An 18869-nucleotide genomic window follows, 5' to 3' on the forward strand; every position below is an offset into this window, starting at 1 on the left:
GGCCGGGCGAAGGTATTCCCCCCGGACCTCCATCTATTTTAGTCAGGCTGCCGCGGGACGGATGATCGTCTGGCCCGCTGCGGCCTTGAGCACGGCTCGGAAGATGGAGCTCTCCGCGTCCATGTACTGATCCAGGATGTCGAAGTGGTTGTAGCCCGGCAGGACGTGCACCTCCGGGTCCGCGCCGTGGCGGCGCAGGTGGTGGGCGTAGCGGAAGGTCAGGTCGATCCAGCGCCAGGGCTCCCGCCCGCCGGCGAAGAGATGCGCGGGGCACAGTGCGGTCGGCGCACGGCGCTCGTAGTCCTGGCGTGAGGCGATCTCCGGCGTCAGGCGGAGTTCGGTGTTGACGGTCGTGCCCATGGCCGGCGTGGGGTCGTAGACGCCGCTGATCATGACGGCGCCGCGGAAGGCGGGGGAAAGCCCACGGGCGGCCCAGTCGGCGGCGAGGATCGCGGCGCAGAGATGCGCGCCGGCGGAATGGCCGGAGAGGCTGACCGCCGCGGGATCGCCGCCGTACTCCGCGATGTGGCGCAGGACCCATTCCACCGCGGCGACCGCGGAATCCACCGTGCCGTCGAGCGTGGAGCCGGGGCAGAGCTCGTAGTTCGCGATCACGGCGGTGATGCCGTGGCGGACGAGGGTGTCCGCGATGAAGGCAAAGCTCTCCTTGTCGTTCGCACGCCAGTAGCCGCCGTGGAAGAAGACATGGACCGGCGCGCCGGGCTGAGCGGCGGGGTAGATGTCCAGGCGGTGCCTGGCATGGTCGCCATAGGCGATGTCGGCGTGCTTGCGGAGCGTCGCGTGCGCGGCGTCGTTCGCGGGGGCGCGGCGCTGGCGGTAGGTCGCGAACTCCGGAAAGGCACGCTGCGGGTTATAGTGGAACTCGTGCTCCTCGGCGGAGAGAGGGGCGTCAGTCATCAGGCCTCCGTCACAAGGGGGCTTGCGGCCCCGGAACCGTCCTGCCTAGGATCATGCACGATGCAGGATGCACGAACGGTAACCCGGATCGGGCTGGCCGAACAGGTCCGGGCCCGGTTGCAGGAGCGGATCATGGATCAGGTCCTGGCGCCCGGCGCCCGGCTGAACATCGACGCCCTGGCGCGGGAGCTGCAGGTCAGCTCCACGCCCCTGCGGGAGGCGCTGGCGGGGTTGCAGGCGCGCGGGCTGGTGCGGAACGAGCCCTTCATCGGCTTCACCGTGGCGCCACTGCCGGACGGAGCCTTCCTGCGGGACCTCTACGACACGCGGCTGCGGCTGGAGCCCTGGCTGGCGGCGCTGGCGGCCTCCCGCATCGGGGCGGAGGCGATCGGGCGGCTGCGGGACAGCCTGTCCGACATGGGCGCGCATGTCCGGCGCGGCCCCTGGCAGACCCACCGCACCCATGCGGCGGCGGACGAGGCGTTTCACGACACGATCGCAGAGGCCTCGGGCAATCGGCCCGCGCGGCAGGCGCTGGCGGCGCTGAACGCGCAGGTCCACGCGTCCAGGCTCTACATGGCGTCCCAGCAGGGGGCGGAGGACACGGCGCGCGAGCACGAGGCGGTGCTCGACGCGCTGGCGCGCGGCGATGCGCGGGGGGCGGAGAAGGCGATGGCGCACCACCTGGAAGAATCGCGGGAGCGGCTGGCGCCGTGACGGCCGTGCCGGACAGTGCGGCGCGGATCGCGCGCATCACCCTGCATCCCGTGCTGCACGTGATGGGAGAGGCAGGTGCCTACGGCATGGCGCGCGGCCTGGTCGCGGCACGCGGCGCGACGATCGTGGAAGTGGAGACGAAGGGCGGCGTCTCCGGCTTCGGGGAGGCCTGGGGGCCACCGGGATTCGTGGCGCCCTATCTCGACTTCGTGGCGGCGGACTGGAACGGCGCGCGGCTGGTGGACCACGGCGCGCTGTTTCACCGCATCCTCGCGCGGAACTACCACTTCGGGACCCAGAACGGGTTGATGGCGCTGCTGTCGGGGCTCGACATGGCGGTGCACGACGCGCTGGGGAAGGAAAGCGGGCTGCCCGCCCACGCGCTGATCGGCGGGCGGGCGCGGGACCGGGTGCCGGTCTATGGCTCCGGCGGCTATTTCACCGCCGATCCGGCGCTGGGGCTGGCTGTACAGTTGCCGCGCTTCCGCGACTTCGCGGCCTGCAAGATCAAGATCGGCCGCGGCGTCGCCGACGACGTCGCGCGCGTCCGCATGACGCGGGAGGCGCTCGGCTCGGAGATGCGGATCGCGGTGGACGCGAACGGCAATTACGGGATCGACCAGGTGCTCGCGAGCATGCGCGCCATCGCCGGGTTCGGCATCGACTGGTACGAGGAGCCGCTCTCCCCGCTGGACGAGGAGGGCTATCGCGCCCTGCTCCCGCGGCGGGAGATCCCGGTCGCGACGGGGGAGGCGCTCTACACCGCCTTCGCCTTCGACCGGCTGCTGGCGCCGCGTGCCATCGACATCGCGCAGCCCGACCTCGCGCTCTGCGGCGGGCTGTCGCAGGGGCGGCTGATCGGGCAGCTCTGCACGCTGCGCCACGCACGTCTGTCGCCGCATGTCTGGGGCACGGGGCTGGGGCTGGCGGCGGCGGTGCAGCTGGTCGCGGCGCAGCCCGCCTATCCGGCGGTGCTGGACAGCGAGGCGGACCCGCCCTGGGTCGAGTACGACATCGCTGAGAACCCATTGCAGGATGACCTGCTGGTGAACCCGCTGCGGCCGGTTGGCGGTCACATCGCGGTGCCGGATGCGCCGGGGCTGGGCGTGGAGGTGGACCGCGCCGCGCTCGAGCGGTTCCGGCCGCGGTGACCCCACGCCGGTGAGCGCCTCCGCCCTCCCCGCGCCGCTGCTTCGGGCAGAAGGCCTCTCCGTCGCCTTCGGCGGCGGCGCGGGCTGGGTGACGGCGGTGGAGGACGTGTCCTTCGACCTGCCGGCGGGCGAGACGCTCGCGCTGGTGGGCGAGAGCGGCAGTGGCAAGTCGGTCACCGCCATGGCCATCGCGCGGCTGCACGCGGCGGCGCGGACGAGCGGCGCGCTGCGCTGGCAGGGTGCGTCGGGCGGGACCTCCGATCTGCTGGCGCTGCGCGGGGAGGCGCTGCGGAAGCTGCGCGGGCGGGAGATCGCGGTGGTCTTCCAGGATCCGGGCAGCGCGCTCGATCCGCTTTTCACCATCGGCGACCAGATCGCGGAGACGCTGCGGCACCTGCGCGGGCTGAAGGCGCGCGAGGCAGCAGCAAAGGCCGTGGAATTGCTGGGGCTGGTGGGAATCCCCGATCCCGTGCGGCGCGCGGGGGAGTATCCGCACCAGCTCTCCGGCGGGATGCGGCAGAGGGCGGTGATCGCGCTGGCGCTGGCGGGGGAGCCGCGCCTGCTGATCGCGGATGAGCCGACCACCGCGCTCGACGTGACGATCCAGGCGCAGATCGTGGACCTGTTGCGGGAGCTGCAGGCGAGCGCGGGCATGGCGATGATCTTCGTCAGCCACGACCTCGGGCTGGTGGCGGGGTTGGCGCACCGCATCCTCGTCCTCTACGCCGGGCAGGTGGTGGAGGAGGGCGCGGCGGCCGAGGTGCTGGCCGCGCCGCGCCATCCCTATACGCGGGCGCTGCTCGACTGCATCCCCTCGCTGGAGGGCGAGCCGCCGCGCGGCATTCCCGGGCTGATGCCGAACCCGCTGGCACCGCCGCCGCATTGCCGCTTCGCGGATCGCTGCGCCCTGGCGGTGGAGGCGTGCCGGGCCGGGCCGATCCCGCTGCTGGACGTGGCGCCGGGGCGCCGCAGCCGCTGCATTCGCTGGGCGGACGTGCCGTGAGCGCGCCGGTCGTGCAGGACCCCATCGTCGAAGGCCCCATCGTGGAAGGCCAGGGCCTGGTGATGGAGTTCGGCGGGCCGCGCCTGCTGTCGCCGCGCCGCCGCCCCGTGCGCGCGGTGGCCGGCGTGGACATCGCTATCCGCCGCGGCGAGGCGCTGGGGCTGGTGGGGGAGAGCGGCAGCGGCAAGTCCACCATCGGCCGGATGCTGCTGCGCCTGGCGCGGCCGACGGCGGGGCGCGTGGTGTTCGACGGGCAGGAGATCACGGCGGCGGACCGCGCGGCGCTGCGGCCGCTGCGCCGGCGGATGCAGATGGTCTTCCAGGACCCCTTCGGCAGCCTGAACCCGCGCATGGGGATCGGCGCCGCCATCGCGGAAGGCGTGGTGCTGCACCGCCTGGCCGATCGCCGGGCCGCGAAGGCGCGGGCGGCGGCGCTGCTGGAGCGGGTGGGGCTCTCGCCCGGGCTGTATGACCGGCGCCCGGCGGCGCTGTCGGGCGGGCAGCGGCAACGGGTCGCCATCGCGCGGGCGCTGGCGGTGGACCCGGATTTCGTCGTGGCGGATGAGCCGGTCTCGGCGCTGGACGTCTCGGTCGGGGCGGAGATCCTGAACCTGCTGCGGGAGTTGCGGCGGGAGCGGCAGCTCGCGCTGCTCTTCGTGTCCCATGACCTCGGCGCGGTGCGGACGCTGTGTGACCGCGTGGCGGTGCTCTATCTCGGGCGCGTCATGGAGGAGGGGCCGGCGGCGTCTGTGCTGCGGGCGGCGCGGCACCCTTATACGCGGGCGTTGCTGTCGGCCTCGCCGGGGCGGCCGGGGGAGGCGCGCGGGCCGCGCATCATCCTGCGCGGGGAGATCCCGAGCCCGGCGGCGCCGCCCTCCGGCTGCGTGTTCCGCACGCGCTGTCCCTTCGCGCTGCCGGCCTGCGCGGAGCGGGTGCCGGCGCTTCGGCCCTGGGGCGGCGACCGTCGCGTGGCCTGCATCCGGGACGACGTGCTGGCCGAGGAGACGCCGCCATGAGCGCGGGCCGCATCCTGGTGATCGGCGGGCGCGGCTTCGTGGGGAGCCGCGTGCTGCGGCTGGCGCTGGCGCAAGGGATCGCCGCGGCCTCGTTCGGACCAGGGGAGGTGCCTGCCGGCGATGGGGTGGCGCGGTTCTCCGGCGAGGTGGAGGAACCGGGGCGGCTGCGGGGCGCGCTGCGGCTGTTCCGGCCGGACGCGGTGATCTGGGCCGCCGGCTACAACCCCACCGGGGACGGGCTGGCGCGCACGGCCGGGGCCGATCCGGCGCGGGCGGTGGCGGTGAATGCGGGTGGCTTCGCGGCGGTGCTGGCGGCCTGCGCCGAGGCGGGCGTGCGGCGCGTCGTGCAGTGCGGCTCGACCGTGGTTCTGGGGCCGCCCGGTCTCTACAGAGCGGCGCGGGTGGATGAGGCGGCGGCGCCCGCGCCGCGCAGCGCCTACGGGCTGTCCAAGCGGATGGCCGAGAGCGCGGCGGAATGGGGTGCGGAGGCGCTCGGCCTGTGGGTCACGACGCTGCGCCTGCCGCTCGTGCTGGGACCGGGGCGCTGGTACGTGGGCGCGGCGACGCTCTACGCGCGGTTGCTGCAGGCGGCGGTGGAAGAGATCGTCGTGGACGAGGCTGTGCCGGCGGCGCCCTTCGACATCGTGCACGGCGACGATGCGGCGGAGGCGCTGTTGCTCCTCGCGATGCGGGACGAGGTGCCGCGACTGCTGAACATGGCGGGGCTGACCGTCACCTATGCGGAGATCGCGGCGCGGCTGCTGGCGATGGTGCCGGGCGCGAGGATCGCGGTGACGGAGGCGCCCGGCCCCGCCGACCTGCCGCTCGTGGATGACGCGGCGTTGCGCGCGCTCGGCTGGACGCCGCGGCGCGGGCTGGACGCGATCCTGTCGGAAACGCTGCACGAGATCGGGACAAGGGAGACGGCATGATGCACGAGGAGAGACTGGCGGCGCTGGGATTGAGCCTGCCGCCCCTGCCGAAGCCGGCGTTCGACTACGTGCCGGCCGTGGTGGAGCGCGGCCTCGTCTGGATCAGCGGGCAGCTGCCGCGCGATGCGGAGGGGAACCTGCCCGTGCTCGGGCGGCTCGGTGCCGAGGTGGACGTGGAGGCGGGACGGCGCGCGGCGACGCTCTGCGCGCTGCAGGGGCTGGCGGCGCTGCGCTCCGTCACGGGGTCGCTGGATGCGGTGTCGCGGGTGGTGAAGGTGACGGGCTTCGTCGCCTCGGCCGACGGGTTCATCGAGCAGCCGAAGGTGATCGACGCCGCGTCCAACCTGCTGGGGCAGGTGTTCGGGGAAGCGGGGCGGCACGCCCGCAGCGCGATCGGCGTCGCCATGCTGCCGCGCAACGTGCCCGTCGAGATCGAGTTCGTCTTCGCCCTGCGGGACGCGGGCTGAGAAACAGGGAACGCCGTCACCTCCTACGCTGAAGGAAGGATCGCCATGCCGATGATCGACCGACGCACCGCGCTGCTCGCGGGGGCGGGGCTGCTGGGGGCCGGGCTTCCGGGGCCGGGCTGGGCGCAGGGGGCGCCGGACGACCTCTACGGTCCCGATGATGCGGGCGCGCGGCGGGGCGGGGTGCTGACCGTCGCCATCGCGAACGAACCGCCGAACCTCGATCCCTTCCACCAGGCGGGGGATGCGCGAACGGCCGTGACGGTGCTGATGTACCAGGGGCTGATGTATGAGCACGCCTCCGGCCTGGCGAAGCCGCTGCTGGCGGAGTCGATGACGATCTCGCCGGACGGGCTGACCTACACCTTCGCGCTGCGGCGGGGGGTGCGGTTTCACACCGGGGCGACGATGACCTCGGCCGACGTGAAGTACAGCTACGACTACGTCCGCAACGCGTCCAACGGCAGCCCGGGGGCGGCGGATTTCGGGGCGATCAGCGCGATCGAGACGCCGGACGACCACACGGTGGTGATCCGGCTGTCCGAGCCGAACGCGTCGCTGCCGATGACGCTGACAAACCGCTTCGGCTGCGTGGTGCCGCGCGACACCTTCGCCAACCCGCAGGCCCGCGCGCGGCTGTCGCAGCAATCGGTCGGGACGGGGCCCTTCATGCTCCAGGAGTTCCGGCCGCAGAGCCATATCCGCATGGCGCGGTTCCCGAACTACTGGCGGCAGGGGCAGCCCTATCTGGACGGCGTGCTGTTCAGCGTGCAGCCGAACGCGGCGAGCGTGCTGGTGGCGTTGCGGAGCCGGCGGGTGGACCTCGCGCTGCTGGCGCGGCCGCAGGATGCGGAGCAGCTGCAGGGGCAGGCGGGACTGAACATCGCCTCCGCGGCGTCGCTGCGCCAGTGCTCTCTCGACCTCGACAGCAATCACGCGCAGCTCCGGGACGTGCGGGTGCGGCAGGCGATCGCGCTGCTGATCGACAAGAAGGCGGTGATGGACGCCTCGATCGGCGGGAAGGGGCAGGTGCTCGGTACCGTGCCGGCGGCCATGCAGGAGAGCTGGGGCGCGCCGATCGACTCCCTGTCCTTCCAGAAGCCGGACGTGGCGCGGGCGAAGGCGTTGTTGACGGAGGCCGGGCTGGGGGACGGCTTCGCGCTGGACCTCGTCAGCATCATCGGCTTCGAGTGGATGGACCCGGCGGCGGTGACCATCGGGCAGCAGCTGGCACAGGCGGGCATCCGGCTGAACATCCAGCGGGTGGAGCTGGGCGTGTGGCTGAACGCCTTCCGCACGCGGAACATGCGCTTCACCTTCAATGACTGGGGCACGCAGCCCGATCCGCACATCCTGTACTACCGGCACTTCCACAGCGCGCCGCGCGGCGCCGACTTCCGCAACTGGAACAATGCGGAGGCCGACCGCTTCATGGATGCGGGCATGGCCACCGCCGACACGGCGGCGCGGAAGGAGGCGTATCTCGGGCTGCAGCGGGTGATGGATGGGACGGTGCCGACCATCATGCTCTTCTCGCCCGATCTGGTGAGCGTGTCGCAGGCGCGGGTGCGGAACTACGTGCAGCACCCGACGGGATGGTGGTTCGGCCTCGCCAAGGCCTGGATCGCGACCTGATCGCGGGACGATGATCGAGGCCGTCCTCCGCCGGCTCGGGGCCGCGCTCGTCACCACGATCCTGGCGACGGGCGCGGTCTTCCTGCTGATCCGCGCCGTGCCCGGCGACATCATCGGGGAGATGCTGGGCCAGAGCGCCGGCGACCCGGCGACGGAGGCGGCGCTGCGCGCCTTCTTCGGGCTCGACCAGCCGCTGTGGCAGCAATACCTGCGCTGGGCGGGGGATGCGCTGCGGGGCGATCTCGGCACCTCCATGCGGCAGGGGCTGCCGGTGGCGGGGATCATCGCGGACGCCTTCCTGGTCACGCTGGAGATCGGGCTGGTGACGCTCACCGTCGCCATCCTGGTGGGCGTGCCGCTGGGGCTGGCGGCGGGGGCGCGGCCCGGGGGCGTGGTGGACGCGGTGGTGGAGGGGTTCACGCTGCTCAGCCTCTCCGCGCCGGTGTTCTGGACGGGGATGGTGCTGCTGATCCTGTCCGATGCCTGGCTCGGCTGGGCGCCGCCGCTGGTCTACGCCTCCCCGGACGTGTCGGTGGCGGACAACCTGGAGAGCATCCTGCTGCCGGTGCTGGCGCTGGGGCTGTTGCAGGCCGGGGCCTATGCGCAGTTCACGCGGCAGCAGACGGCGGCGCTGCTGCGGCAGGATTTCGTGCGCGCGGCGACGGCGCGGGGGTTGCCCGCGCGGGTGATCTTCGGGCGCCACGTGCTGCGGAACATCGCGATCCCGCTGGTGACCTATGCCGGGCTGATCCTCGTGCAGATCCTCGGCGGCGTGGTGGTGGTGGAGACGCTCTTCGCCATCCCCGGCCTCGGGCGGACGCTGCTGGCGGCGATCCAGGGGCGGGACTACCCGGTGCTGCAAGGGGCGCTGCTGCTATCGGTGGTGGTGGCGCTGCTGGTGAACCTGGTGATCGACCTCGCCTACGCGCTGATCGACCCGCGGGTGCGGGGGGCGTGATGCGGCGCGGGCGGGTGGCGCTGGTTCTCGGCGGCGCGCTGATTCTCGTGCTGCTGGCGATCAGCCTGGCGCCGAGCCTCTTCGCCGGGCCGCCGGACGCGGTGGCGGTGACGCGGCGGCTGGAGCCGCCCTCCGCGCAGTTCCCGTTCGGGACGGATGAGACGGGGCGCGACGTCTATGCCCGCGTCGTGCACGGGGCGGGGACGACGCTCGGCATCGTGGCGGCGGCGATCGCGCTGGCGGGGCTGGTGGGCGGAAGCCTGGGCGCCTTGGCCGGCTTCGCCGGGCGGTGGGCGGATCTGGCGCTGTCGCGCGGGGCGGACGCGCTGCTCGCCTTCCCGCCGATCATCCTCGGTGTGGTGCTGGCCAGTACGCTGGGGGCCGGGGCGGGGAACCTGATTCTTGCGCTGGCGGTGATCTACGCGCCGGTCTTCTTCCGCGTGGCGCGGGCGGCGGCGTTGGTGGAATCGGGGCGGGCCTATGTGGAGGCCGCCCGCGCGCTGGGGCACGGGGAGGCGGCGGTGCTGCTGCGCCATGTCGCGCGCAACGTGGCGCCGGCGGTGGTGCTGCAATGCGTGATCCTGTTCCCGCTGGCACTGCAGATCGGGGCGGCGCTGGGGTTCCTCGGCCTGGGCGTGCCGCCGCCGACGCCGGATTGGGGTGCGAGCCTGCAGGAGAGCCGGAACTACCTGACGGTCGCGCCGTGGCTGGCGATCTTCCCGGGGTTGGCGCTGCTGCTCTCGGCGGTGGCGGCGTCGCTGCTGGGGCGGGCGCTTCAGGCGGAGCGGTGAAGCAAGGCCGGGGGGAGGTATCCCCCCGGACCCCCTTCTATTCTTGTCTGGCTGCCGCAGGTCATTGACGAAGTGGGCCGCCATTTCCTGAAGCAGTCCAACCTATGCGCGGAACGACTGGCGTGCGGTCCGCGGCAGCCTGATAGAAATAGATGGGGGTTTGGGGGAATACTCCCCCCAGCCTTTCTTACTCCGGCTGAACGCCCAACGCGCGCAGGATCGGACCGTAAGCCGCGTACTCCTCCCGCACCATGCGCGTGAAATCGGCGCGGGAAAGGTAGCGCACGGGCACGCGCGCCTGGGCGGCGATGCGGCGGAAGGCAGGATCTTCCGTCGCGCTGCGGCAGGCGGCTTCCAGGCGGTCCAGCACCGGCTCGGGCGTGCTGGCGGGGGCGTAGATCCCGACCTGGCTGAGCTGGAGGGCGTCGATGCCCTGTTCCCGCGCCGTGGGGACATCGGGGTAGTCGGGATGGCGGCTTTCCGAGAAGACGGCGATCAGCCGCAGCCGCCCGGCGTCGATGAGGCCGGAGGCGGAGGCGACGACGGTGGCGGAGAAGTCGAGGCGGCCGCCGAGCACCTCGTTCAGGTGCGGCGGGTCGCCGCGGAAGGGGATGTGGTTGAACTCCACGCCCGTGGCGCGGGTGACGCGCCAGACGCCGAGCTGCGGCAGGGAGTTCGGTCCGGGGCTGCCGAAGGAGAGCGGGCGGCGACGGCCCTCCGCCACCAAGTCCGGCAGGGTACGGATGGCGCTGTCGGCGCGGACGGCGAGGCCCAGCACGTTCTCGTTCGTGCCGCAGACCGGGGCGAAGTTCTCCGGCGAGGTGCCGGTGTTGCGGACCATGTGGGGCTGCACGACGATCGCCGTCATCGGCGTCAGGCCGAGCGTGTGGCCATCGGGCGGGGAGGTGGCCACGAAGCGCATCCCCACCACGCCAGACCCGCCGTCCCGGTTGGTGACGACGACGTTCTGGCCGAGGATTCGGGTGAAGTGCTCGGCGATGGCACGGCCGTAGGAATCGGCGGCGCTGCCGGGGGAATAGGGCAGCACGATCGTCATCGGGCGGTCGGGGAAGGTCTGGGCCACCGCACCCGTTGAGGCAGCGAGGGCGGCGGCGAGGATCAGGCGGCGCATCTCCGTCACTCCTCGATGATCGCGACGGCGCGGGTCCAGCCGGCGGAGGCGCGCTCGATCTTCACGGGGAAGCAGGCGACGGTGAAGCCGTCGGCGGGCAGGGCCTCTAGGTTGTTCAGCTTCTCCATGTGGCAGTAGCCGATCTCACGGCCGGCGCGGTGGCCTTCCCAGATGAGGGAGGCGTCGCCGGTCTCGCGCACCTTGCGCGCGGTGTGGGAGAAGGGGGCGTCCCAGGACCAGGCATCAGTGCCGACGAGGCGCACCCCCTGCCCCAGCATCCAGAGCGTCGCGGCCTTGCCGATGCCGCAGCCGGTGTCGAGGTAGTCGGGCTGGCCGTAGCGCGCGCCGGCGGCGGTGTTCACCACCACGATCTCCAGCGGCTTCAGCGTGTGGCCGATGCGATCGAGTTCGCGCTGCACATCATCCGGCGTGGCAACGTAGCCGCTCGGAAGGTGGCGGAAGTCGAGCTTCACGCCGGGCTGGAAGCACCAGTCCAGCGGCACCTCGTCGATGCGGATGGAGGGACGGCCGCCCGGCGTCAGCGCCTCGTCCATGCGGGAGAAGTAGTGGTAGGGCGCGTCGAGATGCGTGCCGTTGTGGGTGGAGATCGTCACCTCCTCCACCGCGGCATACTCGCCCTCCGGCAGGTCGGAGACGGGCACGCCCATCAGCGCGGCCATGGCGGGGGCGGTGTCGTGGTGGTTGCGATAGTTGATCTTCGGCAGCATGTGCGGGGGATCGGAGGCGATGCCCGCCTTCAGCGTGGACGAGATGTCGATGATGCGGCGTGCCATGCTCTTGTGTTTCCTCCGATCGTCCTGACCAGGCTTGATCTTGGCTTGTTTGACTTGGGGCCGGGAGGCGCTGCCCCCCGGACCCGCGATCTATGGGACGCGGTCCAGGGGCGCGTTCGCCCCTGGTGGATGGGGTCCGGGGAAGGCAAGGCCTTCCCCGGGGCTACAGCCCCGCATCCTCCGGCACCAGCACCGCCCCGTCCTCGATCCGCGCCTCCACCGCCTCCAGGCTGTCGCCGGCGCAGGGGCCGTTGATGCAGAAGCCGTCCTCCACGCGGAAGCGGGCGCCGTGCGCGGAGCAGACGAGGAAGCGGCGCGTGCCATCCAGGAAGCGGTTCGGCAGGGGTTCCAGTGGTAGGCCGATATGGGGGCAGGAGTTGACGTAGACATGCACCGCCTCCCCCCGGCGCACGGCGACGAGGCCCGTGAAGCCGCCGGGGGCGGGCGGAAAGCCCCGTGCCTCGCCGTCCGGGATGTCCTCCAGCCGGCAGAGGGTCCGGTCTGTCACAGACCGGCCAGGCGGCTGATGTGCTTCCAGTGGGCCTCCGACACCGGCACGACGGAGAGGCGGGACTGCTTGATCAGCAGGAGTCCCTCCAGCTTCGGGTCGGCCTTCATGGCGGCGAGGGTCACGGGCTTCGGCACGGGGCCGACGGTACGCATGTCCACGCAGACCCACTTGCCCGTGCCGTCGGACGGGTCCGTATAGGCCTCGCGCGAGACCTCGACGACGCCGACGATCTCCTTGCCGATGTTGGAGTGGTAGAAGAAGGCGCGGTCGCCCTTCTTCATGGCGCGCAGGTTGTTCGCGGCCTGGGCGCTGCGCACGCCCGTCCAGGGCTCGACGCCCGCCGTCACCTGCTGGTCCCAGGAGAAGGCGTCGGGCTCGCTCTTCACCAGCCAGTAGGCGGTCATCCCACCCGCACCCCGTCCCGGTAGACCTCGCGGAAGGGGTGGACGGTCTGGGTGGCGAAGACGTCGGCCTCCCAGAAGGGGTCCTGGCGGGCGAAGCTCCGGGCGGCGTCGAGGTCCGGCTGGTCCACGACGACGAGGCTGCCGCGCTGCTTCCCCTCCTCGTCCAGGAAGGGGCCGACATAGGCGAGCTTCGGCGCCGCGGCTTCCAGCCAGACCAGGTGCTTCGGCCGAGCGGCGAGCCGGCGCTCCAGGGCGTCCGGCTTGTCGTGGCTGACGATGGCAAACAGCATGGCGGGGATGCGCGACTCCCTGGGGATGCGCGCATGGAAGCCCGGCGGGGCGGCCGCTTCAATGGGCGGCGGGCCGGGGCCGATCAGGGTTGGCCGCTCAGGGCAGGGCCGGGACGACCCTACGGCCCGCGCAACGCGCCCGCGATCACAGGGGCGGGAGAGGGTCCTCGGGCCGTTCCTCCTCGTGGATCGCGCCGAAGGTGGCGGCGATGCGGGCACGTCCCGCGATCTCGGCCACGGCGCTCAGGCCGCTCGCGCCCGCGGGCAGCGGCGTGTGGCAGAGGATGTAGCCGAGGGCCGCCTGAAAGCGGCGGGTCGCCTCCTCGCGCTCGGAGGGCGGGAGGCTTCGCAGCATCTTCGCCCGGACCTCGGCCGCGATCCATTCGAGGAAGGCGTGCTCCGAATCCTTGGGATTGTAGTCGTCGGAGGGTGGTTCGCTCATCCCCGCGCTACGGCGCGGGGGGAACGCCGGACGCAGGAACCATTTTCACGAAAACGCGACGCGCCGGGGCGTCACCCCGGCGTCGGGTCGTTGTTCACGTGCCGCAGGCGGAGGGAGAAGGCGATCAGTAGCACGCCGGCGGCGATGGACTGAAAGGCCACGACCCAGATCAGCGCCAGCAGGCCGGCCCCGGGATTGATGGCCATCCAGGCGCCGACGAGGACGCCGAGGGCCCCGAGCAGGCCGAGCAGCACGCTGCCCGTCCGGAAGGCGAGGAGGAGGCGGAAGACGCCGCTGACCACCATCCAGGCCGCGACGATCAGGACGAGGGAGATCGCCGAGAGGCCGGGGGCCAGCAGCAGGACCGCCGCGGCGAGGAGCGAGAGGATCCCATCCAGCCACATCCAGCCGGTGCCCAGCCTAGCCGAAGGTCCCGCGACGGGCACGACCGGCCGGCCGGTGACCGCGTGCCAGAGGGTGAAGGCGCCATCCAGCGCGAACCAGGCCGCGAGCATCCCGAGGATGAAGGCCAACCCGAGCGCCGGCATGGCGAAGACGAGCACGCCGAAGAGGATCGAGACGACCCCGCGCAGCAGGAAGAGCCACCAGTTCCGGGCCAGGGCGCGCATCACGCGGAAGCGGCCGGGCATGGGCAGGGCGGGGCCGGGGGCGGCCGCCGCGGCCGCGGTGGTGGTCGGGAGGGGGCTCGGGACGGCGTCGGACATGGCGGGGCCTGATCGTTAACCGCCCATGCAGCGAGTGCGGTGGCGGAAGGTTGCGCGCGGCCCCGCCGGTCCTGCGGGGCCGCGGTATGGCCGCCGGATCGCGTTCGCTTCCGATCCGGCGCGGGCGCCCGCACGCTGGGCCAGGATCCGCAGCCGAGCGGTGGCAGGGTTGCGGCGGCCGGACCCCTGAGCCCCACTGCTGTGCATGTCCCCCACCTTCCGGCTCGGCGTCCGCGAAGCCTTCGGCGCCCATACCATTGCCATGGCCGCGACCTTCCTCGCCTTCGGGGCGGCGGTGCGGGCGGCGGGGTTCGGGCTGGCCTGGGGGCTGGTGTCCTCCGGTGCTGTTTACGGGATGGCGGGGCAGATGGTGCTGCTGGGCGCCGCGCCGGGGGCGGGGGCCGCGGCGGTGATGGGGGCGGTGGTGGCGAATGCCCGCTTCCTGCCCATGGCCGCGGCGCTGGCGCCCCTGGTGCGGGGGCGGCTGGCGCCGCTGGTGCTGCCCTTCATCGCGATCACGCCCTGGGCCGCGGCGATGCGCCGCCTGCCGGACCTGCCGGAGACGGGGCGGGCGGCCTGGTTCGTCGGCTTCGGGCTGGTGTCCTGGACCACGGGGCTGGCGGTGACGGCGGCGGGGTATGGCATCGCCGGGTTCATCCCGGCGCCGGTGCTGGCGATCCTGCTGCTGGTGAACCCGCTCTACTTCGCCCTGCTGATCGCGGCGGGGGCGGCGCGGGGCGGGCCGTGGCGCCCGGCGCTGGGCGGGGCGCTGGCGGCGCCGCTGGCGCTGCTGCTGCCGGCCGGGGTGCCGCCGGCCTGGGGGCTGCTGGGGGCGGCGCTGGTCGGCGGGACGGCCGCCTTCCTGCTGCGGCGGCGCGGATGAGCGAGGCGTGGTGGCCCCTGCTGGTCACGGCCGCCGCCATGGCGCTGCTGCGCGGGGTGGGGCTGGCCCTGGCGTGGCGGCTGGACGCGCGGCATCCGGCCATCGCCTGGGCGGCGGCGGTGAGCGAGGCGGCGCTGGCCGCCTGGGTCGTGCTGGCGATGGTGACGCCCGGCGGTCCGTGGTCCGTGACGGCGCGGCTGGCGGCGCTGGCCGTGGCGGTGGGGGTGTTCGCGGCGGCCGGGCGGCGGCTGCTGCCGGCGCTGGCGGCAGGACTGGCGGTGGCGGCGTTGTTGCGGTGAGGGCGGCGCCGGCCATGCGATCTGCTGGGGGCAGCGGGAGGCTCCGCCTCCCGGACCCTCCGCCGGGGGCCAGGCGTGGCCCCGGACCCCGCGATCTGTTCAGGAAAGGCTCGGCACGGGCGCCGACGGCGCTATCCGTTCAGGTGCGCGGAGAACTTCGCCATCCAGAGGTTCGGCAGGGTATTGGTCGGGCCGCAGTGGAGCGGGATGGTCCAGATCGGCTCCCGCCAGTCGCCCGTCTCGATGATGAAGTTCCAATCCGTGTGCTTGCCGTTGCCCCCGGCATAGACCGGCTCCACCCGCCATTTCCGGATGACGGAGAAGGGCAGGACCTTGCGGATGCGGATGGAGGCGATGCCGACCATCTCCCCGATCGGGTCGAAGAGAAGGGTGGTGGTGCGGCCGTCCAGCCGGTCCTCGAAGCCCGTGTGCTCCCCGCGGACGGCGGCGACGGAGGCGTTGCGGAGGGACCGCTCCACGAAGCGCTTCAGCAGGATGATGACCACCAGCGCGACGCCGATGATGACCGCCCAGGTGATCGCGGTGGTGAGGATGGACTGCCACGGGATCGAGCCGAGCCAGGCCATGACGCCACTGAAGAGTTCCAAGCCGAGTCCCCCAGGGCCGTGAGCAGGAGCTGTGGCGCCGCATTGCACCATTCCGCCCCCGGCCGTCCATCCACCGGAGACCCGTCCCGTGTGGCGAGGATGCAACCCCGTGGCTTCAGCGCCATTTTCAGAGCCATGAGCCAGACCCTGCCTGCCCTGCTGACCCTGCCCGAGGACGCCCAGACCGAGCTCGCCAAGGCGGTGGCGACGCTGGAGGGTCCCTCCTTCGCGGCCCGGGTGGCTGCCATCGCTGGCACCCCGATCGAGGCGCTGAAGGCCCGCCTGCCGGAATCGGTGCGCGACAACGTGGACGTCGCGGTCCGCCGCGCCCTGGAGAAGGCGTGGCAGACGGCGGTGGGCACCGAGCCGCGCCGCGCGCCCTTCGGCGTGGACGTGGCCTGGTTCCACCGGGGCGTGGCCATGGCCAGCGGTGCCGCCGGCGGGGCGCTCGGGCTGATCGGGACGCTGGCGGAACTGCCGCTCTCCACCACCATCCTGCTGCGCCAGATCGCGGCCGAGGCCGCGGCGGCCGGGGAGGACCCGAAGGTTCCCGCCACGGCGGCCGAGTGCATGGCCGTCTTCGCCATCGGCAGTCCCAACACGGCCGAGGACGACGTGACGGAGACCGGCTACTTCGCCGCGCGCCTCGCGCTGGCGCAGCTTCTGCCCAACGCGGCGACGAGCCTCACCTCCTCCCTGCTGCCCGGCTTCCTGGGCGCGATCGCGGCGCGGTTCACGGGCAGCGTGGGGCTGAAGCTCTCGGCCGGGGCGATCCCGATCGTCGGCGCGGCGGCGGGGGCGGCGATCAACCTCGCCTTCCTCGAGCATTTCCGGGGCGTGGCGAAGGCGCATTTCGGCGTGCGGCGGCTGGAGCGCATCTACGGGCCGGAGCGGGTCCGGTCGGCCTATGACGCCCTGCGGGACGGGAGCACGGCGTGATTACCGGGGGGGCGGGCGGACGCGACGCCGCCGTCTGACCGCGGGTCGAGGCTGCTGCGGAGGCGGACTCCCGGTGCGGGAGATTTGCCGTGTCGGCTCTGCGGCAGGATGTGCGTCGCGGCGGGCCGTCCCGGCCGATCTCAGAATGAGTGCGCCGTTGAGGCACCCTGGCGCTCGGCTTGGCGATCTTCCGTTGGTGTGCCGTTCCGGGAGCCGATTGCTCACGCGATCGGGAGGCCATTAACCCTCAGTCGCGAGACGATTCGTCTGGGGGCAACGATGAAGCGAGCCGTGCTGGTGACGGCGACCCTGCTGTTGGGGAGCCTGGGGGCGGTGCCGGACGCCGAGGCGGTGACCTGCGCGCGCGGCGTCTATCGCGCCGGCTGCGCGGGGCCCAATGGGGCGGCCGTCGTGCGCAGGCCGGCGGCACCGCCGGCCCGCCGCGCCGTGAACTGCGCGAGCGGGCCCTACCGCGCGGGCTGCCTCGGCCCGAACGGTGCGGCGGTCGTCCGCCGGCCCTCGTAGCGGGCCGGCGTCACGCGCGCGCCGGCGGGACGGAGGGCGGCGCTTCGCTGCCGGTTGGCAGCGCGGGGGCTTCCCCGCCCGACAGGCGGTAGACCCGCAGGGCGTTGTCACGCAGGAACTTGCGGCGCGGGCCGGGGCGCAGCTTCAGCGCCTCCACCTCCTCCCGCATGCGGCGGAAGCCGAGCACGGGGAAGTCGGTGCCGAACATCACCTTGTCCTGGCCGTAGCTGTCGATGTAGCGGACGAAGCTCTCGGGCCAGTGCTTCGGCGCGTGGGCATCGGCCACGATGAAGACGTTCCGGTGCTTCCAGGCCATCGCGATCATCTCCTCGTGCCAGGGGATGCCGATGTGGATGCCGATCAGCTTCAGCTCCGGGAAGTCGCAGGCCACGCCGTCCAGCGCAATGGGGCGGCCGACGGAGCGCAGCGGGCGCTTCGGGTCATAGACGAGGGATTGCCCGACCTGGAGCTGCACGGGCACGTCCAGCTCGCAGCACTCGGCGTAGAGGGGATACCAGCGCGCGTGGTCCGGCGGCAGCTCGAACCAGTGCGGGTAGCCGTGCGCGCCGACGAAGCCGTATTCGCGAACCGCGCGGCGTAGCGCCCGGACGCCCGTCATGCCCTGGGTGGGGTCCAGCCCGGCCACGCCGGCGAAACGCTCGGGACGCCATTGCACGAGGTCGGCGACGATCCTGGGGTCGAGATGCCAGGAGCCCTGCAGGCCGAGCTGGCCGATGCAGGCGGCGACGAGCAGGGCCTGGCCGACCCCGGCCTCGTCCATCATCGCGAGCATCTCCTCCCGCGTGTAGCCGCCGCGCACGCGGCCTTCCTGGCGAAAGGTGCCGGTGTGGAAGTCGCCGCTCCAGGATGGGCGCGAGGCGGCGATCTCCGGCGTCAGCGGGTTGACCACCGTATCCACCGCCAGGATGTCCCAATCGCCCGCCATCCGCTTTTCCCTGTTCGCGTGACGGGCGAGTGTAGCCGCGGGCGGTGCGGCAGACAGGAGGGGTGATGGCGGTGCGGTCCGTGGAGTTGTTCGATCCGGCGGTCGTCGCGCGCATCCGGGCCCGCCGTGCCGGGCGCTTCCACCTGACGCGGGCGCTGGACGGGGCGGGCACGGCGCTGGTCGTCGTTGACATGCAGCTGGCGTTCACCGGTGCCGGCGCGCCGTCCGGGACGGGGGAGGCGACCTCCGTCATTCCGGCGATCAATGCGGTGGCGCGGGCGCTGCGGGCGGCGGGGGGACGGGTGGCGTTTTCCCGCGCGACCTTCGATGGGTCGGAGCATGGCGGGTGGCCGGGCTTCTACGGGCGGATGGTGGCGCCCGATCTGGCGGGGCGCATCCTCGGCGCGTTGCGGGAGGGGGCGCCGGAGCACGCGCTGGACCCGGGGCTGGAGGTGGCGCCGGAGGACTTCGTCTTCCCGAAGAACCGGTATTCCGCTTTCGCACCCGGGGCCTCTTCCCTGCCGGAATGGCTGGCGGGGCGGGCCGTGCGCACGGTGCTGGTGGCAGGCACCATCACGAATGTCTGCTGCGAGAGCACGGCGCGCGACGCCATGCAGCACGGCTACGACACGGTGATGCTGGCCGATGCCTGCGCGGCGCGCGACCGCGGGGCGCATCTGGCCGCGCTGACGACCTTTGCCGAGTTCTTCGGCGACGTGCTCACGGCGGCGGAGGCGGTCGACGCCTTGGCTGGTGACGCGCCGGGCGAATAGACCGCGGGGT

24 protein-coding genes are annotated in these 18869 nt (G+C 72.9%); 14 read left to right on the forward strand and 10 right to left on the reverse strand.

Annotation, left to right across the window (positions count from 1 at the left end; translation table 11 throughout):
* Nucleotides 1-42: 42 nt before the first annotated feature.
* Complete coding sequence (locus tag ACP6CK_RS21610; RefSeq protein ID WP_426955376.1) at nucleotides 43-918, reverse strand: alpha/beta hydrolase; 876 nt, start codon at nucleotides 916-918, stop codon at nucleotides 43-45.
* 60 nt (nucleotides 919-978) lie between these two features.
* On the opposite strand from ACP6CK_RS21610, the gene ACP6CK_RS21615 reads away from it, so the two are divergent.
* Genes ACP6CK_RS21615 through ACP6CK_RS21655 form a run of 9 tightly spaced genes read left to right on the forward strand, consistent with a single transcriptional unit; the run spans nucleotide 979 to nucleotide 9588 of the window.
* On the forward strand, nucleotides 979-1635 hold the full coding sequence (locus tag ACP6CK_RS21615; protein ID WP_426955377.1) for a GntR family transcriptional regulator: 657 nt from the start codon (nucleotides 979-981) through the stop codon (nucleotides 1633-1635).
* Nucleotides 1632-2786: a mandelate racemase/muconate lactonizing enzyme family protein gene (locus tag ACP6CK_RS21620; RefSeq protein WP_426955378.1), complete on the forward strand. Its 1155-nt coding sequence runs from the start codon at nucleotides 1632-1634 to the stop codon at nucleotides 2784-2786. Before ACP6CK_RS21615 ends, ACP6CK_RS21620 begins: the two co-directional genes overlap by 4 nt.
* A 10-nt stretch (nucleotides 2787-2796) precedes the next feature.
* A complete protein-coding gene (locus ACP6CK_RS21625) occupies nucleotides 2797-3789 on the forward strand; it encodes an ABC transporter ATP-binding protein (RefSeq protein ID WP_426955379.1) in 993 nt (330 codons plus the stop codon).
* Entirely contained in the window at nucleotides 3786-4805 is a 1020-nt protein-coding gene (locus ACP6CK_RS21630) for an ABC transporter ATP-binding protein (protein ID WP_426955380.1), read from the forward strand. Before ACP6CK_RS21625 ends, ACP6CK_RS21630 begins: the two co-directional genes overlap by 4 nt.
* On the forward strand, nucleotides 4802-5737 hold the full coding sequence (locus ACP6CK_RS21635) for an NAD-dependent epimerase/dehydratase family protein (protein WP_426955381.1): 936 nt from the start codon (nucleotides 4802-4804) through the stop codon (nucleotides 5735-5737). The genes ACP6CK_RS21630 and ACP6CK_RS21635 overlap by 4 nt, the downstream gene beginning before the upstream one ends.
* Nucleotides 5734-6204: a RidA family protein gene (locus ACP6CK_RS21640; RefSeq protein ID WP_426955382.1), complete on the forward strand. Its 471-nt coding sequence runs from the start codon at nucleotides 5734-5736 to the stop codon at nucleotides 6202-6204. The genes ACP6CK_RS21635 and ACP6CK_RS21640 overlap by 4 nt, the downstream gene beginning before the upstream one ends.
* Before the next feature lie 45 nt (nucleotides 6205-6249).
* Complete coding sequence (locus tag ACP6CK_RS21645) at nucleotides 6250-7839, forward strand: ABC transporter substrate-binding protein (protein WP_426955383.1); 1590 nt, start codon at nucleotides 6250-6252, stop codon at nucleotides 7837-7839.
* A 10-nt stretch (nucleotides 7840-7849) separates the two neighbouring features.
* A complete protein-coding gene (locus tag ACP6CK_RS21650) occupies nucleotides 7850-8797 on the forward strand; it encodes an ABC transporter permease (RefSeq protein WP_426955384.1) in 948 nt (315 codons plus the stop codon).
* Entirely contained in the window at nucleotides 8797-9588 is a 792-nt protein-coding gene (locus tag ACP6CK_RS21655) for an ABC transporter permease (protein WP_426955385.1), read from the forward strand. The genes ACP6CK_RS21650 and ACP6CK_RS21655 overlap by 1 nt, the downstream gene beginning before the upstream one ends.
* 187 nt (nucleotides 9589-9775) lie before the next feature.
* Here ACP6CK_RS21655 and ACP6CK_RS21660 read toward each other — a convergent pair whose 3' ends face one another.
* From ACP6CK_RS21660 to ACP6CK_RS21690, 7 genes are all read right to left on the reverse strand, one after another.
* Nucleotides 9776-10720, reverse strand: coding sequence for a Bug family tripartite tricarboxylate transporter substrate binding protein (locus tag ACP6CK_RS21660; protein WP_426955386.1), 945 nt, complete (start codon nucleotides 10718-10720; stop codon nucleotides 9776-9778).
* 5 nt (nucleotides 10721-10725) lie between these two features.
* Nucleotides 10726-11514, reverse strand: coding sequence for a cyclase family protein (locus ACP6CK_RS21665; protein ID WP_426955387.1), 789 nt, complete (start codon nucleotides 11512-11514; stop codon nucleotides 10726-10728).
* Nucleotides 11515-11677: 163 nt separating this feature from the next.
* Entirely contained in the window at nucleotides 11678-12022 is a 345-nt protein-coding gene (locus ACP6CK_RS21670) for a Rieske (2Fe-2S) protein (RefSeq protein ID WP_426955388.1), read from the reverse strand.
* Entirely contained in the window at nucleotides 12019-12429 is a 411-nt protein-coding gene (locus tag ACP6CK_RS21675; RefSeq protein WP_426955389.1) for an EVE domain-containing protein, read from the reverse strand. Before ACP6CK_RS21675 ends, ACP6CK_RS21670 begins: the two co-directional genes overlap by 4 nt.
* Nucleotides 12426-12719, reverse strand: a complete 294-nt coding sequence (locus ACP6CK_RS21680; protein ID WP_426955390.1) for a YciI family protein — start codon at nucleotides 12717-12719, stop codon at nucleotides 12426-12428. Before ACP6CK_RS21680 ends, ACP6CK_RS21675 begins: the two co-directional genes overlap by 4 nt.
* A gap of 145 nt (nucleotides 12720-12864) precedes the next feature.
* Nucleotides 12865-13161: a hypothetical protein gene (locus tag ACP6CK_RS21685; RefSeq protein WP_426955391.1), complete on the reverse strand. Its 297-nt coding sequence runs from the start codon at nucleotides 13159-13161 to the stop codon at nucleotides 12865-12867.
* A gap of 71 nt (nucleotides 13162-13232) precedes the next feature.
* Nucleotides 13233-13886, reverse strand: a complete 654-nt coding sequence (locus tag ACP6CK_RS21690; RefSeq protein WP_426955392.1) for an HdeD family acid-resistance protein — start codon at nucleotides 13884-13886, stop codon at nucleotides 13233-13235.
* A gap of 205 nt (nucleotides 13887-14091) precedes the next feature.
* On the opposite strand from ACP6CK_RS21690, the gene ACP6CK_RS21695 reads away from it, so the two are divergent.
* Nucleotides 14092-14769, forward strand: a complete 678-nt coding sequence (locus ACP6CK_RS21695) for an AzlC family ABC transporter permease (protein WP_426955393.1) — start codon at nucleotides 14092-14094, stop codon at nucleotides 14767-14769.
* Nucleotides 14766-15068, forward strand: a complete 303-nt coding sequence (locus ACP6CK_RS21700; RefSeq protein WP_426955394.1) for a hypothetical protein — start codon at nucleotides 14766-14768, stop codon at nucleotides 15066-15068. Before ACP6CK_RS21695 ends, ACP6CK_RS21700 begins: the two co-directional genes overlap by 4 nt.
* Before the next feature lie 131 nt (nucleotides 15069-15199).
* Here the strand turns inward: ACP6CK_RS21700 and ACP6CK_RS21705 are convergent, their stop codons facing one another.
* Nucleotides 15200-15676, reverse strand: coding sequence for a hypothetical protein (locus tag ACP6CK_RS21705; RefSeq protein ID WP_426955395.1), 477 nt, complete (start codon nucleotides 15674-15676; stop codon nucleotides 15200-15202).
* A gap of 135 nt (nucleotides 15677-15811) precedes the next feature.
* On the opposite strand from ACP6CK_RS21705, the gene ACP6CK_RS21710 reads away from it, so the two are divergent.
* A complete protein-coding gene (locus ACP6CK_RS21710; RefSeq protein WP_426955396.1) occupies nucleotides 15812-16615 on the forward strand; it encodes an EcsC family protein in 804 nt (267 codons plus the stop codon).
* 279 nt (nucleotides 16616-16894) lie between these two features.
* Nucleotides 16895-17140, forward strand: a complete 246-nt coding sequence (locus ACP6CK_RS21715; RefSeq protein WP_426955397.1) for a hypothetical protein — start codon at nucleotides 16895-16897, stop codon at nucleotides 17138-17140.
* A gap of 10 nt (nucleotides 17141-17150) precedes the next feature.
* Here ACP6CK_RS21715 and ACP6CK_RS21720 read toward each other — a convergent pair whose 3' ends face one another.
* Complete coding sequence (locus tag ACP6CK_RS21720; protein WP_426955398.1) at nucleotides 17151-18086, reverse strand: amidohydrolase family protein; 936 nt, start codon at nucleotides 18084-18086, stop codon at nucleotides 17151-17153.
* Nucleotides 18087-18151: 65 nt separating this feature from the next.
* Here ACP6CK_RS21720 and ACP6CK_RS21725 point away from each other — a divergent pair, with 65 nt between their 5' ends.
* A complete protein-coding gene (locus ACP6CK_RS21725) occupies nucleotides 18152-18859 on the forward strand; it encodes an isochorismatase family protein (protein WP_426955399.1) in 708 nt (235 codons plus the stop codon).
* Nucleotides 18860-18869 lie beyond the last annotated feature (10 nt).

The sequence above is a fragment of the Muricoccus radiodurans genome (genome assembly GCF_050154705.1).
Taxonomy (GTDB): domain Bacteria; phylum Pseudomonadota; class Alphaproteobacteria; order Acetobacterales; family Acetobacteraceae; genus Roseomonas; species Roseomonas radiodurans.